The following is an 18268-nucleotide window of genomic DNA, read 5'->3' as shown; positions in this document are numbered from 1 at the left end:
ACAGCACTACGGAAGAAGGCTGATATCATGCCTTCGCCGGCCGGGATCAGCGGCAACGCCGCCGCGACCCTCGCCTTCGACACAGTCCTTGCCAGTCTGGAAGACTCCAAGGCCGAAAACATCGTCTCAATCGACATCCAGGGAAAATCGAGCCTCGGCGACTATATGGTCATCGCCTCGGGCCGATCGCACCGTCATGTCTCGGCTGTCGCCGATCATCTCCTCAAGGCGCTGAAAGATGCCGGTCTCGGCAATGCGCGAGTCGAGGGGCTGGCCAGCGCCGACTGGGTCCTGATCGATTCGGGCGACATCATCGTCCATGTCTTCCGCCCCGAAGTCCGCGAATTCTACAATCTCGAAAAGATGTGGCAGGCGCCGGACCTCGAGGAAGAGACCTTGCACTGAGCCTTGATCCGCGTGCCGTGAACCATCACGGTATGCGCTGAAACGAGCTCGCCGGGGCGAGGATGAAGATCACCGTTCATGCCGTGGGCCGGATGAAGACCGGCCCCGAGAGAGAACTCGCCGACCGCTATTTCGAGCGCTTCGCCAAGAGCGGGCCCGCGGTCGGGCTGGAGTTTGCCGGCATTGTCGAGGCCCCCGAAAGTCGCGGACAAAGCGCCGACGAGCGCCGCCGCGAGGAAGCCCAGAAGCTGCAGGTCCAGTTGCAGGCCGGAACCGTTCTCATCCTGCTCGACGAACGCGGCAAATCGCTTTCGTCGGAAGACCTTGCCGCGCGTATTGGTCAGTTGCGCGACAGCGGCCGCAAGGCGCTGGTCGTCGCCATCGGCGGCGCCGACGGCCATGACAAGGCCTTGCGCGAGCAGGCTGACCTGGTGCTGTCCCTCGGCGCGCTGACTTGGCCGCACCAACTGGTGCGCGTGATGCTGGGCGAGCAGCTCTACCGGATCGCGACCATTCTCTCCGGGCACCCCTATCATCGCTCGTGAATGGCGCTTGCCATCTCCGAAAGCTGGGGATTGCTTATCCCGGCTCGGATTTTCGCCTCAAAGGCTGAACATCACTGCTGGAGTTGGGCGTTTCTAACATGGTTGATGGTTCGTTAACGAAGCGGCGGATAGGTTAGAGGCCTGATGTCTGAAGGCTGGTACCCGATCATGCGCACCTGGCGCAGCCGCTGCAGTTTGACGCTTGTCGCCGCCGTGGTCGCGCTCGGTCCGGTCCGGGCGGCCGAAAATTCGCTCGACCTCGCGCCCGATCCGGATCAGAGCCGGGCCGAATACGAGCAGGTTTCCAAGGAAATCACGCTGTCGTCGGAGAGGCTGGCCAAGCTTGCCGCCGATATCGCCTCGGTCCGCAAGGATTACGCTTCGATCACCGCGGCGCTGATCCAATCGGCGATGACTGAGCAGAAGCTCGGCCAAGACATCGAGGATATCGGCGCCAAGCTCGAAGGGCTGAAGGACGAGGAACAGAAGCTGCGCGCCTCGCTCATGGCGCGGCGCGACGTGCTGGCCGAAGTGTTGGGGGCGCTGCAGCGCATGGGGCTCAATCCGCCGCCGGCGATCCTGGTCAAGCCGGAAGACGCGCTGTCGTCGGTGCGCAGCGCCATCCTGCTCGGCGCCGTGGTGCCGGAACTGCGCCAGCAGACCGACCGGCTGATGGCCGATCTCAAGGAGCAGACCCGCGTGACGGCCTCGATCGAGGCCGAACGGGCGCGACTCACCACCGCCGTCACCGACCAGACGGCGGAGAAGAAGCGGCTCACAATGCTGCTCGAGGCCAAGAAAAAGCTGCAGGCCGACACCCAGACAGCGATCGCGGCCGAGCAGCGGCACTCGCAGGAATTGGCGGCGAAAGCGAGCAGCCTCAAGGACCTGATCGCCTCGCTCGAAGCCGACAAGGCGCGCAAGGCGCAGGACCAGGTCAAGGCAGGCGAGCGGAAGGCGACCGACAGCGACACGACGGCCTCGACGACCGAGCTCGCCGCGTTGCCGGTGCCGGAGGCCAACCGCCTCACCGGGTCGGCGCCGTTTTCGGCACTGCAAGGCCAGATCGCGCTGCCGGTCATCGGCAAGATCAAGCGGCGTTTCGGCACCGACGACGGCAATGGCCAGGCGATGCAGGGCGACATGGTTGCGACACAATCGGGGGCCATCGTCACCGCGCCGGTGGATGGAAACGTGCTTTATGCGGGGCCGTTTCGCTCCTATGGTCAACTCTTGATCCTCAATGCGGGCGATGGGTATCATGTCGTCCTGGCGGGGATGAGCAGAATCAGCGTCGCGACGGGACAGTCGGTGCTCGCGGGAGAGCCGATCGGCGCGATGGGAGAGGCCCGGGAGGCAAGCACCTCGGCCTCGCGGAATGAAAATTCGACGTCGGAACTCTATGTCGAGTTCCGCAAGGATGGAAAACCCGTCGATCCTGCCCCATGGTGGGCGGACCGATTCTCTGGAAGGACGTGAAATGATGCGGAAACTGTCGCTTCTGTTTGCCGGCGCGCTGATGGGCGCATCGGCAATGAGCCTGGTCTATGGCACACCGGGCTCGGCGGCGAACGCTGCGGGTTCGGAAACCTACAAGCAGCTGGCGATCTTCGGCGACATCTTCGAGCGCGTGCGCGCGAACTATGTGACGCCGCCGGACGACAAGTCGCTGGTCGAGAACGCCATCAACGGCATGCTGGCCTCGCTTGACCCGCATTCCTCCTACATGAATGCCGAGCAGGCGCAGGACATGCGCGTGCAGACCAAGGGCGAGTTCGGCGGCCTCGGCATCGAGGTCACCATGGAAAACGACCTCGTCAAGGTGATCACGCCGATCGACGACACGCCGGCCGCCAAGGCGGGCGTGCTCGCCGGCGACTACATCGCCAAGATCGACGGCGAGGAGGTTCGCGGCCTCACCCTCAACGACGCGGTCGAGAAGATGCGCGGCCCGGTCAACACGCCGATCAAGCTCACCATCCTGCGCCAGGGCGCCGACAAGCCGATCGAGCTGACGGTGGTGCGCGACATCATCAAGGTCAAGGCGGTGAAGTACCGGGTCGAGAACGACATCGGCTATATGAAGATCACTTCCTTCACCGAAAAGACCTATGACGATCTCGAGAACGCCATCGAGAACATCAAGAAGCAGGTGCCGAACGACAAGCTGAAGGGCTATGTGCTCGATCTGCGCCTCAATCCGGGCGGCCTGCTCGACCAGGCGGTCAGCGTCTCGGACGCCTTCCTCAAGCGTGGCGAGATCGTTTCGACGCGCGGTCGCGATCCGAAGGACGTCACCCGCTTCGACGCCAAGCCGAAGCAGGTCGACGACATCAACGGCAAGCCGATGATCGTGCTGGTCAATGGCGGTTCGGCGAGCGCCTCGGAAATCGTCGCCGGCGCGCTGCAGGATCTGCGCCGCGTCACGGTGGTCGGCACGCAGTCCTTCGGCAAGGGCTCGGTGCAGACCATCATCCCGCTCGGCGAGAATGGCGCTCTCAGGCTGACGACCGCGCTCTATTACACGCCGTCGGGCAAGTCGATCCAGGGCAAGGGCATCACGCCCGACATCAAGGTCGACCAGCCGCTGCCGCCGGATCTGCAGGGCCGCGACCTGACCCGCGGCGAATCCGACCTCAAGGGCCACATCAAGGGCGCCGACGAGAGCTCCACTGGCTCGGGTTCGGCCGCCTATGTCCCGCCGGATCCGAAGGACGATTTGCAGCTGATCTATGCCGAGCAGCTGCTGCGCGGCCAGAAGACCGACCCGGCCTTCCCGCCGAACCCGGACAAGGCCGTGCTGAACCAGTAAGGCCGTCGCGGCCGGAGGCAAGGCTCTGGCCGGCTGACCGAAGCAATGCAATGCTGCCGGGACCGCGAGGTTCCGGCAGTTTGATTCGGGGACTGCGGTTGGGGCGCCACGCGTCTGGGGTATAGCGCCTGCGATTGTGAAGTTTACGCGAGATGTCACGAGAACGTGACATTCACCCAGGTGGGCGTGCTTCCGGGGAACTTAACTTGGCAGACATCGGCAAGGACATCGAACGCCCGCTCGGACAGACGCTTCGGCCTCAGCGCAAAGCCTCGCGCGGCATTAGCGGCGGTGCACTTGCCGCGATAGCCGCCGTGCTCGGTGTGATCGGCGTTTCCGGCGCGATCGCGCTGCGCGAGAAGCCGTTCCGTAAACCGCAAGAGGTGGCGGTTTCGACGCCGAAGGTCGTCGCTGCTCCCGCCACACCCGCGCCGGCGCCAGCACCTGCCCCGGTTGCGGCCGCGACGCCGCAGGCCAGCACGCCGATGAAGAGCGGCGGGCCGCAGATCATCCATGTCCAGACCGAGGAGGGCAACGGCCCGCCGAAGGCAGCGATCGTCATCCGCGATCCGTCGACGCTCGGCCAGAACCTCAAGGTCGCGCACATCCCGGACAGGGCGCTGATCGAGGGCAGCGAGACCGGCCCGCTGCCGATGCGCTCGGCCGATGGCAGGCGGCCCTTCGACGTCTATGCGCGGCCGTGGTCGGGCGCGCGCGGCGCACGGGTGGCAATCGTCATCGGCGGGCTCGCCGTCTCGCAGACCGGCACGCAGGCCGCGATCGCCAAGCTGCCGGCCGAAGTGACGCTGGGGTTCGCGCCGCAGGGCAACAGCATCGGCCGCTGGATGCAGGCGGCACGGCAGAGCGGGCATGAGATCGTCATGCAGGTGCCGCTCGAGCCGTTCGATTATCCGAACGTCAATCCCGGCCGCAACACGCTGACGGTGTCGGCCAGCCCGGACGAGAACCTGAAAAGCCTGCACTGGGCGCTGTCGCGCACGACCAACTATACCGGGGTCATGAACTATATGGGCGCGCGCTTCTCGGCCGATGCGACGGCGATGGAACCGCTCATGGCCGAGCTAGGCAAGCGCGGGCTTGCCTATGTCGATGACGGCTCATCCTCGCGCAGCGTGGCGCCTGACCTGGCGCTGAAGGACGGCGTGCCGTTCGTCGCCGGCGACACAGCGATCGACGCGGTGCAGGACCGCGGCGAGATCCTGAAGAAGCTGGACAGCCTGGAAGCGACGGCGCGGGCCAAGGGCTCAGCGGTCGGCATCGGTTCGGCCTTCGACATCACCGTCGACACGGTGACGTCCTGGATCGCCGAGGCGAAGAAGCGCGGCATCGAGATCGTGCCGATCTCGGCGGTGGCCATCGATCCGCAAAAGGGCTAACGCTGCTCTTCTCGCCGCAGTCAATCCTCGAGACCGCTGGAACGCTGACCCATGGCCAAGACGATCGATCCCGAAACGCTGCCTTACCGTCCCTGCGTCGGGCTGATGATCCTCAACAGAGCCGGCCTGGTCTGGGTCGGGCACCGCCTCGCCGAGCCGGACAGCGAGTTTGCCGGCACCACGCAGCTTTGGCAGATGCCGCAGGGCGGCATCGACAAGGGCGAGGAGCCGGTCGAGGCCGCGGGCCGCGAGCTCTACGAGGAAACCGGCATGCGCAGCGTGTCGCTGCTTGCCGAGGCGCCGCATTGGATCAACTACGATCTGCCGCCGCATCTGGTCGGCGTCGCCTTCAAGGGCCGCTATCGCGGCCAGACGCAGAAATGGTTCGCCTACCGTTTCGAGGGCGACGAAAGCGAGATTGCGATCAACCCGCCGCCCGGCGGCCACACGGCCGAATTTGACGAATGGGCCTGGCGGCCGATGCGGGAACTGCCCGAGCTGATCGTGCCGTTCAAGCGCAAGGTCTATGAGCAGGTGGTCGCGGCATTCCAGCACCTAGCGAGATGAGTCTGTCGAGATTCAGGTGAGGCCGGCCTGCAAATGGCGGTTTCCTGCGCTTCCGGTGCTCACGTACGAAAAGTACGCTCCGCTCCGGTTCTCGGAACCCGTCATTTTCGACTCGGCCTGACCTGAATCTCGACAGACTCAGGGCAGTTGCTGCATCGACGACAGAATTCTATTGATTGTTGATGTAATGATGGGGGTCGCCATGGACGACACCAGCCGCGCTTTGATCGGATCCGCCACCGGCAGCCAGCCGGTGAGCGAGGCGGCCGCCGGCGCTATCCTGACCATCGATCTCGGTGCCATCCGGGAAAACTATCGCCGGCTGAAGGCGCGGCTGGGCGGCGTGCGCTGCGCCGGCGTGCTCAAGGCCGACGGCTATGGGCTTGGCGCCGTCCAAGTGGCCTCGGCGCTGGCGAAAGAGGACTGCGACATCTTCTTCATCGCGCTGCTCGGCGAGGGCATCGCGCTGCGCAAGGCGATCGGGCCCGGACCTGACATCTTCGTGCTGAACGGACTGCCGCCGGGTTCGGAGCCGGAAGCTCTGGCGGCCGGACTTTGCCCGGTCATCAACAGCGTCATGCAGCTGAAGGCCTGGCGCCAGGCCGCGCAGGGCGCAGGCCGGAGCCTGCCTGCCGCCATCCAGGTCGACAGCGGCATGGCCCGGCTCGGCATGGCGCCCGCGGACGTCGAGGCGGTAGCGGGCGAGGCCGGCGCCTTCGATGGCATCGACATCCGGTTCGTGATGAGCCATCTCGCCCGCGCCGACGAGCCGCTTCAGCCGGCAAACGAGAAGCAGCGGCGCGAATTCGAACGGCTGCGCAAGATGCTGCCCGCGGCACCCGCCTCCTTGGCCAATTCGTCCGGCATCTTTCTCGGGCCGGCCTACCACTACGATCTCGCCCGTCCCGGAGCCGCGCTTTATGGCATCAACCCGACGCCCCGCGAACCCAATCCGATGCTGCCGGTCGTAGCGCTGCAGGCCAAGGTGGCGCAGACTCGGCGGGTCGGCGCCGGCACAGGCATCGGCTATGGCCACACCCACCAAGCGGACGGGACGCTCGATCTCGCGACCATCTCGCTGGGCTATGCCGACGGCTGGCACCGGCGCGCCGCTTCGGCCGCCTGGTTCGAGGGCGTGCGTTTGCCCTTTGTTGGGCGCGTTTCGATGGATTCGATCATCATCGACATTTCGGCGCTTCCGGCAGGGCGGCTCGGTGAAGGCGATCTCGTCGAACTGATCGGTCCCTCGCAAAGCGTCGACGACGCGGCCGGCCACGCCGGCACCATCGGCTACGAGATATTGACCAGCCTCGGCGCGCGCTTTCACCGCCGCTACGTCGGCGCCTGACCACGCCTCTTGGCGCGCGCCGCAAAATCCGGCACACAGATGATACAGCCAAAGCGCCTCGGCGTGCCCGGCCTTTGAGGGAGATAGAATGAAAGTCATCGTGCTGGGCGGCGGCGTGATCGGGGTCACCACCGCCTACTTCCTCACCGAGGCTGGTCATGAGGTGACCGTTTACGACCGCCAGCCGGGGCCGGCGCTCGAAACCAGCTTTGCCAATGCCGGCGAAGTGTCGCCGGGCTATGCCTCGCCCTGGGCCGGGCCAGGCGTTCCGATCAAAGCCGTCAAATGGCTGTTGATGAAATACGGCCCGCTGGTGGTGCGGCCGGCTTTCGACCCGAATATGTGGACCTGGCTCCTCAAGATGCTGCGCAACTGCACGGCCGAGCGCTATGCGCTCAACAAGTCGCGCATGGTGCCGCTGGCCGAATACAGCCGCGACACGCTGAAGGCGCTGCGCGAAGCGACCGGCATCACCTATGACGAACGGACCAAAGGCACGCTGCAGCTCTTCCGCAAGCAGAAGCAGCTCGACGGTACCGGCGGCGACGTCGAGGTGTTGAAGAAATACGCCGTGCCCTATGAGATCCTCGACCGGGACGGCTGTATCGCGGCCGAGCCGGCGCTGGCGGCGGTGCGTGAAAAGTTCGTCGGCGGCCTCAGGCTTCCGGGCGACGAGACCGGCGACTGCAAGATGTTCACCGACAGGCTCGCCGAGCTCTGCGTGGCGCGCGGCGTCACCTTCGAATACGGCTCGACCGTTCGGCGCGTCGTGAGGAACCGCAATCGCCTCACCAATATCCTCACCGATAGCGGATGGAAATCCGCGGACGCCTTCGTGATGGCGATGGGCAGCTATTCGGCGCAATTCATGCGCGAGCTGGGACGGCCGATTCCGGTCTATCCGGTGAAAGGCTATTCGATCACCGTGCCGATCAGCGACGCCGGGGCCGCGCCGATGTCGACCGTCATGGACGAGACCTACAAGGTGGCGATCACCAGGCTTGGCGACCGCATCCGCGTCGGCGGCACGGCGGAGATTTCAGGCTATGATCTTCGCCTGCATGAATCGCGCCGCCGCACGCTCGAACACTCGGTCGGCGATCTTTTCCCGGGAAGCGGCGATCTCAAGGCGGCGAGCTTTTGGTGCGGCCTGCGGCCGATGACGCCGGACGGACCGCCCCTGATCGGGCAAAGCGAGGTTACCAATCTCTACCTCAACACCGGCCATGGCACGCTCGGCTGGACCATGGCCTGCGGCTCGGCGAAGGTGCTGGCCGACATCATGTCCAACCGGGTGCCCGACGTGAATGCGCGCGACCTCAGCCCGGAGCGCTATCTGAAGCCGATCTAAGTGCGCTGATATTCAGGTGAGGCCGAGCTGCGAATGGCGATCCTGCTCAAGTCGAGCGGTGGCGTTCAAAACGCCTGCCGGACCCAGCTGTCGCTGAACAGCAGCCGGTAGGCCCAGCCGATCGTGACATTGGTGGCGACCGGGCGCGAATGGGCGAGGTAATCGTCATAGACCGGCTTCATGCGGCGGTAGAAAGCCGGATCGAGCACCACCATGCCGTTTTCCGAGTCATGGAAGAAGCTGCGGTTGTTGAGGTTGACCGATGAGATGGCGACCAGCCTCTCGTCGATCATCATGATCTTGGAATGCAGCACGACGTCCGGCGCCTTGAACTCGCGGATGTTGATGCGGTCGCCATATTTCTCGACGAACAGCTTGTTGAGCGCGGTGAGGAACCGGCCGCCGATGTCGCCCTTGAGGTCGATACGGCCGACCACGTCGATCTTCACGCCCCTGGCCAGCGCCCGGTCGAATGCGCGGGCGATAGCGGGCGTCAGGTTGAGATAGGGATTGACGATCTCGATGCGATGCTCGGCGGTGTCGATCAGTTCAACGAAATAGGCTTCCAGCGCGTGCCCGTCCTCATAGGGTACGGAAATGAAATGCCGCGCCACGCCGTGCGGGGCAGCTACGGAACGAACCGGAATGGAAAACGGCCGCGACAGATTGGTGTCGGCGTCGCGCAGCCAGATGGTCGACAGATGCGCGGCCAGCGTCTCGACGGTCGCCTGGTCGGCAATCTCGATGTCGAAGTCGCTCCAGTTGGAATAGTAGTTTAGCGAGAAGCCGTCGGTCTTGCCGTATTGCTCGAGGTCCGGATAGCGGGTCAGGTCGACCGGTCGGTGGAACAGAAAGCCGTCATGGATGTTGCGGCCGCCGATGATGACGCGCGAGCGTCCAGGCTCTTCGGCCAGTGTCGCCAGCATCTTGACGTGATGGGTCTTGTGCAGCTGCGATATCTGCTCGTCGAACGGCGCGCCGTGATCGGCCTGCCAGCGATATTCCTGCAATTCGACATTGGGGAATTCCGAGGCCAGCCGGTGCAGCATGGCGTCGTCCTTCTCGCGCTCCAGCACGTCGGTCACCAGGATGCGCACCTTGGTGCCAAGTGCGGCGTGATGGCGGATCAGCCGCTCCATCACGCGGCCGGAGAAATCCGCCTTGAATTCCAGTGACGACAGGCAGATCAGCCTGAGTTTCGGCGCGTTGGAGAAATCGAGCGGCAGCTCGGGGTCGGCTTTGTCGAGGGCGCTGTCCGGCAGCCTCCTGCCGAGCAGGGCCTCGACCTTGGCGTTGAAGCCGTCGCGCGACTTGCGCAGCAGGGTCGCGCTCCTGAGCGGCAGCGCGCAGGTCTGCGACAGCCAGCGGCTCGCATAAAAGACGCGGTCGAGTTCCTCCATCCCCGCCGGATCGGGCACCGGGCAGCGGTCGTAACGGCTGTCGAGCGCCGCGATCCAGGGATCGGCGGTCTCCTCGCGCAGCAAGGTCAACGGCGCGCCGGCCGGCGCCAGGGTGGAGCCGACGCGCAGATCGCAGCGGGTCAGCGCCTGATCCGGAAACAGGCTGACGGAGGTTTCGGCGACCGGCAAGCGCAAATGGAATGGCGAGGCCGCGGCGACGGTGGTGGATCGGCCCGACGCGCGGATCGCGAGCGGGCCGTTGCAGCTGCCGCCGATGTCAACAGGCTGTTGGCCAGCCTGGCGCAGCACGATCTCGACCGAACGCGCCTGCAGGCCGGAGAAGCTGAAGGTCTTGGGCGCCGAGGGTCGCGCGGCGGAATCGAGATAAAGCGTCTGCCGCGACATGCGCCAGCGGCCGGTGAACCGGCCTTCGCCTGGCTTGCCTGGCGTCGGCGCAAGTTCCGTGTCGTCGAGCGGTTTGGCCAACCGTCGCAGCGCCGGATAGGTCGCATGGAAGGCGCTGTTCTGGACATCGCGCCAGTCTCGGCCGAAGCGGCCTGTGCCATTGGCGCGGTCGAGCGCATCGAAGCGGCTCTGGGCAAGCAGCGCCTGGAACTGTTTCTCGTAGGCGCTGTCGCCGTCGCCTGCGAAGTAGTGGGCCGTGCCGATCTCCGCGCCAGTGCTGTCCGCCGAGATGGGCAGGCGGCCGCAGGCGTCGTCGCGCGGAAAGAAGGCGCAGGCCGAATGCCCAGGCATGCCGGCGCAGCCGGCCAGCGCCGTCAGCGCCAGTCCAAGCAATGCCTTGGCGACGGCAGGCTTGACGCTCATCCCGTTGCCCCGTTCATGGCTTTGAGCTGGGCGGGGTCGCGCGGCGGCAGGAAGCCTTGCGGAAAGATCCGGCAGACGGGAAAAGCGAAGGTGGCGATCAGCAATTCCGCCTCGTTGCGCATCTTGCGCGGTGCTGTCCTGTCGTCGCGAATCTTCCTGGCGGAGGCCACGAGCGCGCCGTCGCAGTCGCAATGATTGTGCCTTGCAATGTAGCAGGCATCATGGACCCGGCAGGCGGCGTCGAGGCGGTCGACCGGCTTTGCCGACAGATCGCCGGTGCGCGTGCCCGGGCCGCAATAATTGCCGATGACGAAAGGCGAGGGCCGCGACATGGCGTAGAGTACCGGCTTCGGCAGCTCCGCCTCTGGAACCTTCGCCCAGGGATTGGCGCAGTCCGACAGAAAAAGCAGCGGCAGAATGGCAAGAACGGCTCGCATTTTCCCGCCGGCGTTCCGAAGATTGTCCCCCAGAGCGTTTCACCGTTTCACGGCGAACCGCTCTATCTCTTGTTCTGACGCAATTCCTAGATTGCTCTGGCGCCCCATCATGACATGGCCAGGCGCGCTGGTGCCACAGTGGCTGAATTTGTGGCGGAGGCAAGGCGGCAAGGACCAACTGCCTGTGATAAGGTCGGCGGCAGCGAGGGGACTTTGGAATGCGTCTTTTTCTTTTGGCGGCGGCCGCGTATCTCACCTGCGCCTCGGCTGCACTTGCCGCGGACAAGACCGTTCACGATAGGGAGCACGGCTTTTCGCTTACCTATCCCGAGGAATGGGCGAGCGAAACCGCCTTTGACAATACCATCCGGCTCAAGGTCAAATCCGGCGAAAAAGGCCTGACCTGCGGGGTGTCGCAAAATGCCTACGATCCGACCGCTCCGGACAATCCGCCTGATGTCAGGGCGTTCATGGAGAAAGACTGGCAGATGAGCAACTGGCAGACCACGGTCGGCGTCGCTTATCGATCGGCCAGCTTCAGCCAGGACAGGCTGGCGCATTTCCCGGACGGCTATCCGGTGCGGATCGCCGACATGGATTTCCACTATGCCGATGAGAACGTCAGCTTCTACGGCCATTCCCGCATCGCGCTGACGCTGCGCAGCTCGCATTACGGCTTTATCGATTGCGGGGTCTCGGCCGACAGCGCCGACGAGGCGGCGCGCAAATGGGCGCCGTTTGCGGATCAGGCCGACAAGATCGTGAGCTCGTTCGTGCTCGACGCGGATTAAACGAACAAGCCCTTCTCCCGCTCCACCGCCTTGGTGATGAAATTGGCGACGAGCTGGACTCGGCGCAGCGGCCGCACCGATTCATGATAGACCAGCCAGTAGGCGCGGCGGATCGGCGCGACGATGTCGACGGGCACCAGCTCCGGCATCGAACGGGCGACGAAAGTGTGCAGGATGCCGATGCCGGCGCCGGAACGCACCGCTTCGGCCTGGCCGAGCGCCGAGGAGATGGCGAAGCTGGTGCGCCATTCGGGGCTGAACTCGGCGGCATAGTCGAGCGAGGGGCTGACGATGAGGTCCGGCACGTAGCCGATCAGCGTATGCCGGGCGAGTTCCGCTGGCGTTTGGGGCAGGCCGTTGGCCTCGGCATAGGCGCGCGACGCGAACAGCCCCAGCGTGTAGTCGACCAGCTTGCCCGCCACCAGCCGACCTTCGGTCGGCCGCTCGACGGTGATCGCGATATCGGCCTCGCGGCGCGACAGCGAGAAGGAGCGCGGCACCGGCACCAGCTGTATGGTGAGCTCGCGGTGCAAAGCGGTCAGTTCGCCCAACCGCTTTGCCAGGAAAGCGACGCCGAAGCCGTCGGGCGCGCCGATGCGCACCGTGCCGGACACGTCGTCGCCTTCGCCGGCAATGGTCGAACGCGCGGCGATCATGTCGCCTTCCATGCGCTCGGCTATGTCGAGGAAGCGCTCGCCAGCCGGCGTCAGCTCGCTGCCGGTGGTCAGGCGGCGGAAGAGCTTTGTGCGCAACGCCTCCTCGAGCGCGGCGATGCGGCGCGAAACGGTAGCGTGGTTGAGCCCCAGACGTTTGGCGGCACCCAGGATCTGGCCGGCGCGCGCCACGGCGAGGAAGATGCGGACGTCATCCCAGTTCATGAGGGTGGTCCGTCTTACTCGCCAGTGCCGCGTTCCCGCCAACCCCCCTCTGGCCTGCCGGCCATCTCCCCCGCAAGGGGGGAGATTGGCAGCTTCGTTGACGGCGCCTCTCCTCAAGCGTTGGTAATTGGCGAAAGTGGACGTGGCGGCTGATCTCCCCCCTTGCGGGGGAGATGTCCGGCAGGACAGAGGGGGGTGTGAAGGAACGCAAGCCTCTAATCCTTTGTGTATCCCAACCGAAACGAGACATTTGCGACAATTAATGCACACTCCGCCGTCGCTGTCTATTTTCCGCACAACGGTTGCGATCTTCCTCGCGTTGCCATCGCCGCCGCAAAGGCGGACAATGCGCCATTACCAAACAAGGGAGAGAAACGATGATCGAATACGGTCATTTCATCGGCGGCAAGCGTGTCGCCGGCACCAGCGGCCGCAAGCAGGATGTGATGCAGCCGATGGACGGCTCCGTGCGCGGCACGGTGGCGCTCGCCTCGCAGGCGGAACTGCGCGCCGCGGTCGAGAACGCCAAGGCGGCGCAGCCGAAATGGGCCGCCACCAACCCGCAGCGCCGCGTGCGCGTGCTGATGAAGTTTCTCGAACTGGCCCAGCGCGACTATGACGAACTGGCCGACATCCTGGCGCGCGAGCATGGCAAGACCATCGCCGATGCCAAGGGCGACATCCAGCGCGGCCTCGAAGTGGTCGAGGTCTGCATCGGCGCGCCACATATGATGAAGGGCGAGTTCACCGACGGCGCAGGCCCCGGCATCGACGTCTATTCGATGCGCCAGCCGCTCGGCGTCGTCGCCGGCATCACCCCGTTCAACTTCCCGGCCATGATCCCGCTGTGGAAGATCGCCCCGGCCATCGCCTGCGGCAACGCCTTCATCCTGAAGCCGTCCGAGCGCGACCCGGGCGTGCCGCTGCGTATCGCCGAGCTCTTCATCGAGGCCGGCCTGCCCGAGGGCATCCTCAACGTCGTCAACGGCGACAAGGAAGTGGTCGACGCCATGCTCGACGATCCGGACATCAAGGCCATCGGCTTCGTCGGCTCGACGCCGATCGCCCACTACATCTATTCGCGCGGCACCGCCTCGGGCAAGCGCGTGCAGTGCTTCGGCGGCGCCAAGAACCACATGATCATCATGCCCGACGCCGACATGGACCAGACGGTCGATGCGCTGATCGGCGCTGGCTACGGCTCGGCCGGCGAGCGCTGCATGGCGATCTCGGTGGCGGTCCCGGTCGGCAATGACACTGCCAACCGGCTGATGGAAAAGCTGGTGCCTCGCGTGGAAAGCCTGAAGGTTGGTCCGTCGACGGATTCTTCCGCCGATTTCGGCCCGCTGGTGACGGCACAGGCGCTGGAGCGCGTGAAGGGTTATGTCGATATCGGCGTCAAGGAAGGCGCCAAGCTCGTTGTCGACGGCCGCGGCTTCAAGATGCAGGGCTATGAGAACGGCTACTATATGGGCGGCTGCCTGTTCGACAATGTCACTGCCGACATGCGCATCTACAAGGAAGAAATCTTCGGGCCGGTGCTCTCGGTGGTGCGCGCGCCGCGCTACGAGGATGCCATCAAGCTCGCCAACGACCACGAGATGGGCAACGGCGTCGCCATCTTCACCCGCGACGGCGATGCTGCGCGTGACTTTGCATCCAGAGTCCAGGTCGGCATGGTCGGCGTCAACGTGCCGATCCCGGTTCCGATCGCCTACTACACGTTCGGCGGCTGGAAGGCGTCGTCCTTCGGCGACCTCAACCAGCACGGCCCGGACGCGTTCCGCTTCTACACCAAGACCAAGACGGTTACCTCGCGCTGGCCGTCCGGCATCAAGGACGGCGCCGAGTTCGTCATCCCGACGATGAACTAGCCGGACGTTTCCCTGTTTGCGCGTTCTCGCCTTCGGCTGTGGGCGCGCGGGCAGGCATCAAGGACAGCGCGGAATTCGTCATCCCGACGATGAACTAGCCGGACGGTCGTCTAAGTTGAGATTGAGGAAGCGCGGTGCAAACCGCGCTTCTTTTTTGGAGTGATCCGCGTTCGGGATGTGGCGATCGGACCGCCGCTTTCAAGGGTTGGCGGCTCTACTCGGATACATGATCTGCGGCACAGCGCGTCCACAGAGCATCCGCACCTCCTAAAATTCCATCGCCGTGTGATGGAACCAACAGACCGGTATCCGTCTTAGCCTGTATTCCTGCCATGCGTGCAGGCAATCAAACAGCGCCGGTGGCAGCCGGGGTTCTCGTCTGGCGCGAGGAGGTGTCAGGTGACACGATTTGTTGTGGCGGCAATGTTAGCGACGGCGGCGATCACCCTTGGAGCCGCCCCGGCAAGCGCGGCGGCGCAATGCGCGGCGCGCGCCGACATCATCAAGGCGCTGGGCGACAAGTTCCACGAAACCGAGGCCGGGCGCGGGCTGATCAATCCGAACGTCGTGCTTGAGATCTTCGTCTCGGATCAGGGCAGTTGGACTGTGCTCGCCTCCGATACCAAGGGCCAGAGCTGCGTGCTCTCCGTCGGCGAGGGATGGGACAGCCCGACGATCACCGCGTCGCTGCCGGGGACCTAGCGAAGGCTCCCCCGCAGCGAGGTCTGATGGCAAGACGCCGTTCAGACCGTCGGGATCGTGCCGCCGTCGATGACGTATTCGGCGCCATGGATCGCCGATGCGCGATCTGAAGCCAGGAAAGCTACCAGTTCCGCGACCTCTTGCGGCCAGGCCGGCCGTCCGATCGGGATGCCGCCCAGCGCATCCATGATGCCCTGACGCGCTGTTTCCTCGTCGGATCCTGCATGGGCGGCCAGCCGCTTGACCATGGCTTCCGATGCGGTGGTGTGAATCCAGCCTGGCGCTACGGCGTTGACGCGGATGCCTTTGGGCCCGAGTTCCTTGGATAGTGCCTTGCTGTAGGTCGAGAGCGCAGCCTTTGCCGCCGCATAGGCGATGGTGGATTCGTGCAAGGGCAGGCGGCGCTGGATCGACGAAATGTGAACGATCGCGCCCGATCCCTGCGTGATCATCTCGGGAACAAGCAATCGGTCGAGCCTCACCGCCGCAAGCAGATTGAGGTTGAGTTCATCCTGCCAGATCCGGTCGGACAGCGCCGCAAATCCGCCGCCCGGGCTTTTCGAACCGCCGACGCTGTGAATGACGATGTCGATGCCGCCAAGTCCGTCGATAGTGGCGGCGGCGACCTTTGCCGCGCCGTCGAGAGTGGCGACGTCAGCTTGCACGAAGAGTTCCGCCGGTGATCCGGCGTCCGGCGAACGGGCGGTCGTCGCGACCCTTGCACCTGCCGCGGCAAGCCGGCGAACGATAGCTTCGCCTGCGCCCTTGGTGCCGCCGGTCACCAGCACGCGCTTGCCCCGGAGGTCATCGGTGGCGAGTGTCTGCCGGATGGTCATAGGCCAATCTCCAGTTTCGCGATCCGGTCGCCGCCCAGCGTGAAATTGTAGTGGAGCGTTATCGGACTGCCGGGGAAATCTCCGGAGACGATACCGGCGATCCGCCATGCGTTGGCTGTGACACTGGCCTCCTTCACCTCGACTTTCGCGTGATATTTGTCGGTCGTGCTTTGCATCCAAAGACGGATCGCTTCGGTTCCGCGATGGGTCTCGCCTTCGTCCTTGACGATGGCGTCCAGCGTGAAAGGCGCGAGCATCGCGCCGATGTCGTGGCGGTTGCTAGCGACGAAGTAATCTGCCAGCGGCGGAGGAAGGGTCACAGTCACGGTTTGTCTCCGATTGGATGCGGCCGTCCGTGGGAGGGGGGCGGCTGTTGTCGGCCGCTAAGATGAGGTATGCTGTGGAAATGGCAAGAACCGACGAAAAAGTAAGGTACTTACCCGAAAGTAAGCCTGAGGCTCTGACGCCTTCATCCGCGGCGATCGGCGTCGAGAACGTGCTGCGCATTCTTGAAGGTCGGTGGAATCTGGTGATCCTGTTTCATCTGTTCGGCGGCAAGGTGCTGCGCTTCTCCGACCTCGAGCGGGCCATTCCCGCGATCTCGCAAAAGATGCTGATCCAGCAACTCAGGCAGATGGAAGCCGACGGCATCGTCCGCCGCATCGTCCATCACCAGGTGCCGCCGAAGGTCGAATACTGTCTGACCGACTGGGGTCAGGCGCTGTGCCCGGCTCTCGATGCCCTGTTGAAGTGGGCGGCTCGGAAGGAGCCTGCCGACGGCTGACCGATCGCCTCCGCGACTCGGCCGCGTTGACACGAAGGGTCTGTCGGCGGTGATGGCCAGCGCTTCATGGAGCGCCTTGTTTACGAAGCGGAGCTTCACCATATCGAATCCAGGGAGTGATGATCTCCCCAGGACAGACCGGAAACCAGAAGGAGTGACGTGATGAAGACGTCGAATCCGGCCTGGAGCCTTCCGGCACACTGAGGCGGCCGTATGTGCCTCCCTTGCCGGAATGCGAAGGCGAAGGAGGTGCCCCATGGCACGCGAATTTTCGTTTCGATGGGTCAAGCTTGCAGCCGTTGGCGCCCTGATGGCGCTGCCGGCTGTTCCGGTGCGGGCGCAAGTCATCTGCGGCCACCATGACTATCTGGTCGCGAGGCTGGCGGAAGCATTCGAGGAGAAGCGGCTGGGCTATGGCGTGGCCGGCCAAGCCGCCATCTTCGAGGTGTTCGTCTCGGCAAGCGGAACCTGGACCATCCTGATGACCGACGTCAAAGGCCAGAGCTGCATCCTGGCCGCCGGCGAGGGGTGGGAGGATACGCTGGCGACCGCGGTCGGGCAGCCGGGCGGCTGACCTCGAGCAGGTACTGCCCTGCTCAACGCGTGGCGGCCACCTCGGCGTGGGAGCGCAGCAGCGCCATCAGTTTCTTGGCGTCCTTGGCGGCGCCTTCCTCGTCGCCGTCGAGGATCGAGCGGATCAGCGCGACATGGTGCTCGGCCGATTCGGCGAGGCCGGTGTCGGCCTTGTAGCGGAACCAGAAGCGGCGGCTGTGGCTCTGCAAGGGGGCGGCCACACGCGCAGCGAAGGGGTTGTCGGCGGCGATGGCCAGCGCTTCGTCGAGCGCCTTGTCGGCCTGGATGAAGGCAAGCACGTTGCCCGAGATCACCGCCTTCTGCATCGCCAGAGCCGCCTCGTGAAACAGGTCTGCGGCCTCGCGTGTGACGAAGCGGGCGGCCGAGCGGGCGAGCACGACCTCGATGCCGCGCCGCGCATCCAGCACCCGCAGCCAGTCGCCGGCGTGAAGCGGCGCGACCGCGATGCCGGCGCGGGGCCTTATGTCAAGAAGCCCTTCCCAGGCCAGCCGCTGGATCGCCTCGCGCACGGGGGTGCGTCCGAGGCCCAGCCGCTCGATCAGCGCACCTTCCGTGACGAAGCTCGACGGCGCCAGCTCGAGCGTGACGATCATGTGCTCCAGCGCGCGATAGGCCTTGGTCGCGGCCGGCTCGAAGGCAGCGTTCGTGTCAACGGATATCAGTGGGGAGATCAATGGCAGGCTCCTGATATATTTTTCGTATATCATAACGGATTCAGC

The 18268-nt window shown here is 64.9% G+C and carries 19 protein-coding genes; 13 read left to right on the top strand and 6 right to left on the bottom strand.

Features of this window, described 5'->3' with window-relative positions; genetic code table 11:
* The first annotated feature begins 27 nt into the window (after positions 1-27).
* From rsfS to EN852_RS16720, 8 genes are all read left to right on the top strand, one after another.
* The gene (gene rsfS / locus EN852_RS16755) at positions 28-405 is read left to right on the top strand and encodes a ribosome silencing factor (protein WP_127865515.1); all 378 of its coding nucleotides are present in this window, start codon (positions 28-30) and stop codon (positions 403-405) included.
* 62 nt (positions 406-467) lie between these two features.
* Positions 468-950 (top strand): 23S rRNA (pseudouridine(1915)-N(3))-methyltransferase RlmH, encoded by a 483-nt coding sequence (rlmH, locus tag EN852_RS16750; RefSeq protein WP_127876193.1) that lies wholly within the window; start codon positions 468-470, stop codon positions 948-950.
* Between the two features lie 144 nt (positions 951-1094).
* Positions 1095-2429: a murein hydrolase activator EnvC gene (locus EN852_RS16745; RefSeq protein ID WP_127876192.1), complete on the top strand. Its 1335-nt coding sequence runs from the start codon at positions 1095-1097 to the stop codon at positions 2427-2429.
* A 1-nt stretch (position 2430) separates the two neighbouring features.
* Positions 2431-3762: a S41 family peptidase gene (locus EN852_RS16740; protein WP_189546019.1), complete on the top strand. Its 1332-nt coding sequence runs from the start codon at positions 2431-2433 to the stop codon at positions 3760-3762.
* Positions 3763-3968: 206 nt separating this feature from the next.
* Positions 3969-5159: a divergent polysaccharide deacetylase family protein gene (locus EN852_RS16735; protein ID WP_127876191.1), complete on the top strand. Its 1191-nt coding sequence runs from the start codon at positions 3969-3971 to the stop codon at positions 5157-5159.
* A gap of 51 nt (positions 5160-5210) precedes the next feature.
* Positions 5211-5726 carry an RNA pyrophosphohydrolase gene (locus EN852_RS16730; protein ID WP_127876190.1) on the top strand — a complete coding sequence of 172 codons (516 nt, stop codon included), beginning with the start codon at positions 5211-5213 and terminating at the stop codon, positions 5724-5726.
* 202 nt (positions 5727-5928) lie between these two features.
* Positions 5929-7074, top strand: coding sequence for an alanine racemase (gene alr / locus EN852_RS16725; protein WP_127876189.1), 1146 nt, complete (start codon positions 5929-5931; stop codon positions 7072-7074).
* 88 nt (positions 7075-7162) lie between these two features.
* Positions 7163-8425, top strand: coding sequence for a D-amino acid dehydrogenase (locus EN852_RS16720; RefSeq protein WP_127876188.1), 1263 nt, complete (start codon positions 7163-7165; stop codon positions 8423-8425).
* Between the two features lie 65 nt (positions 8426-8490).
* Here EN852_RS16720 and EN852_RS16715 read toward each other — a convergent pair whose 3' ends face one another.
* On the bottom strand, positions 8491-10653 hold the full coding sequence (locus EN852_RS16715; protein ID WP_127876187.1) for a phosphatidylserine/phosphatidylglycerophosphate/cardiolipin synthase family protein: 2163 nt from the start codon (positions 10651-10653) through the stop codon (positions 8491-8493).
* Positions 10650-11090: a hypothetical protein gene (locus EN852_RS16710; protein ID WP_127865523.1), complete on the bottom strand. Its 441-nt coding sequence runs from the start codon at positions 11088-11090 to the stop codon at positions 10650-10652. The genes EN852_RS16715 and EN852_RS16710 overlap by 4 nt, the downstream gene beginning before the upstream one ends.
* 218 nt (positions 11091-11308) lie before the next feature.
* On the opposite strand from EN852_RS16710, the gene EN852_RS16705 reads away from it, so the two are divergent.
* Positions 11309-11881, top strand: a complete 573-nt coding sequence (locus tag EN852_RS16705; RefSeq protein ID WP_127876186.1) for a hypothetical protein — start codon at positions 11309-11311, stop codon at positions 11879-11881.
* On the opposite strand, the gene EN852_RS16700 is transcribed toward EN852_RS16705, so the two are convergent.
* Positions 11878-12759, bottom strand: coding sequence for a LysR family transcriptional regulator (locus tag EN852_RS16700; protein WP_127876185.1), 882 nt, complete (start codon positions 12757-12759; stop codon positions 11878-11880). The genes EN852_RS16705 and EN852_RS16700 overlap by 4 nt on opposite strands.
* A gap of 377 nt (positions 12760-13136) precedes the next feature.
* Here EN852_RS16700 and EN852_RS16690 point away from each other — a divergent pair, with 377 nt between their 5' ends.
* Complete coding sequence (locus EN852_RS16690; RefSeq protein WP_127876184.1) at positions 13137-14633, top strand: CoA-acylating methylmalonate-semialdehyde dehydrogenase; 1497 nt, start codon at positions 13137-13139, stop codon at positions 14631-14633.
* A 399-nt stretch (positions 14634-15032) separates the two neighbouring features.
* Entirely contained in the window at positions 15033-15335 is a 303-nt protein-coding gene (locus EN852_RS16685; protein WP_095816627.1) for a hypothetical protein, read from the top strand.
* A 41-nt stretch (positions 15336-15376) separates the two neighbouring features.
* Here the strand turns inward: EN852_RS16685 and EN852_RS16680 are convergent, their stop codons facing one another.
* Positions 15377-16171 (bottom strand): SDR family oxidoreductase, encoded by a 795-nt coding sequence (locus tag EN852_RS16680; protein WP_127876183.1) that lies wholly within the window; start codon positions 16169-16171, stop codon positions 15377-15379.
* Entirely contained in the window at positions 16168-16497 is a 330-nt protein-coding gene (locus tag EN852_RS16675; RefSeq protein ID WP_127865528.1) for a nuclear transport factor 2 family protein, read from the bottom strand. The genes EN852_RS16680 and EN852_RS16675 overlap by 4 nt, the downstream gene beginning before the upstream one ends.
* Positions 16498-16577: 80 nt before the next feature.
* Between EN852_RS16675 and EN852_RS16670 the strand changes: the two genes are divergently transcribed.
* Positions 16578-16955 carry a winged helix-turn-helix transcriptional regulator gene (locus EN852_RS16670; RefSeq protein ID WP_127876182.1) on the top strand — a complete coding sequence of 126 codons (378 nt, stop codon included), beginning with the start codon at positions 16578-16580 and terminating at the stop codon, positions 16953-16955.
* A 256-nt stretch (positions 16956-17211) separates the two neighbouring features.
* A complete protein-coding gene (locus EN852_RS16665; protein ID WP_127876181.1) occupies positions 17212-17529 on the top strand; it encodes a hypothetical protein in 318 nt (105 codons plus the stop codon).
* 22 nt (positions 17530-17551) lie between these two features.
* Here the strand turns inward: EN852_RS16665 and EN852_RS16660 are convergent, their stop codons facing one another.
* Positions 17552-18256 carry a GntR family transcriptional regulator gene (locus EN852_RS16660; protein WP_246694313.1) on the bottom strand — a complete coding sequence of 235 codons (705 nt, stop codon included), beginning with the start codon at positions 18254-18256 and terminating at the stop codon, positions 17552-17554.
* Between the last annotated feature and the right edge of the window lie 12 nt (positions 18257-18268).

The sequence above is a fragment of the Mesorhizobium sp. M2E.F.Ca.ET.209.01.1.1 genome (assembly GCF_004010375.2).
Taxonomy (GTDB): Bacteria; Pseudomonadota; Alphaproteobacteria; order Rhizobiales; family Rhizobiaceae; genus Mesorhizobium.
The sequence above is the reverse complement of the archived record's forward strand: the minus strand, read 5'-3'. Positions and strand labels throughout refer to the sequence as shown.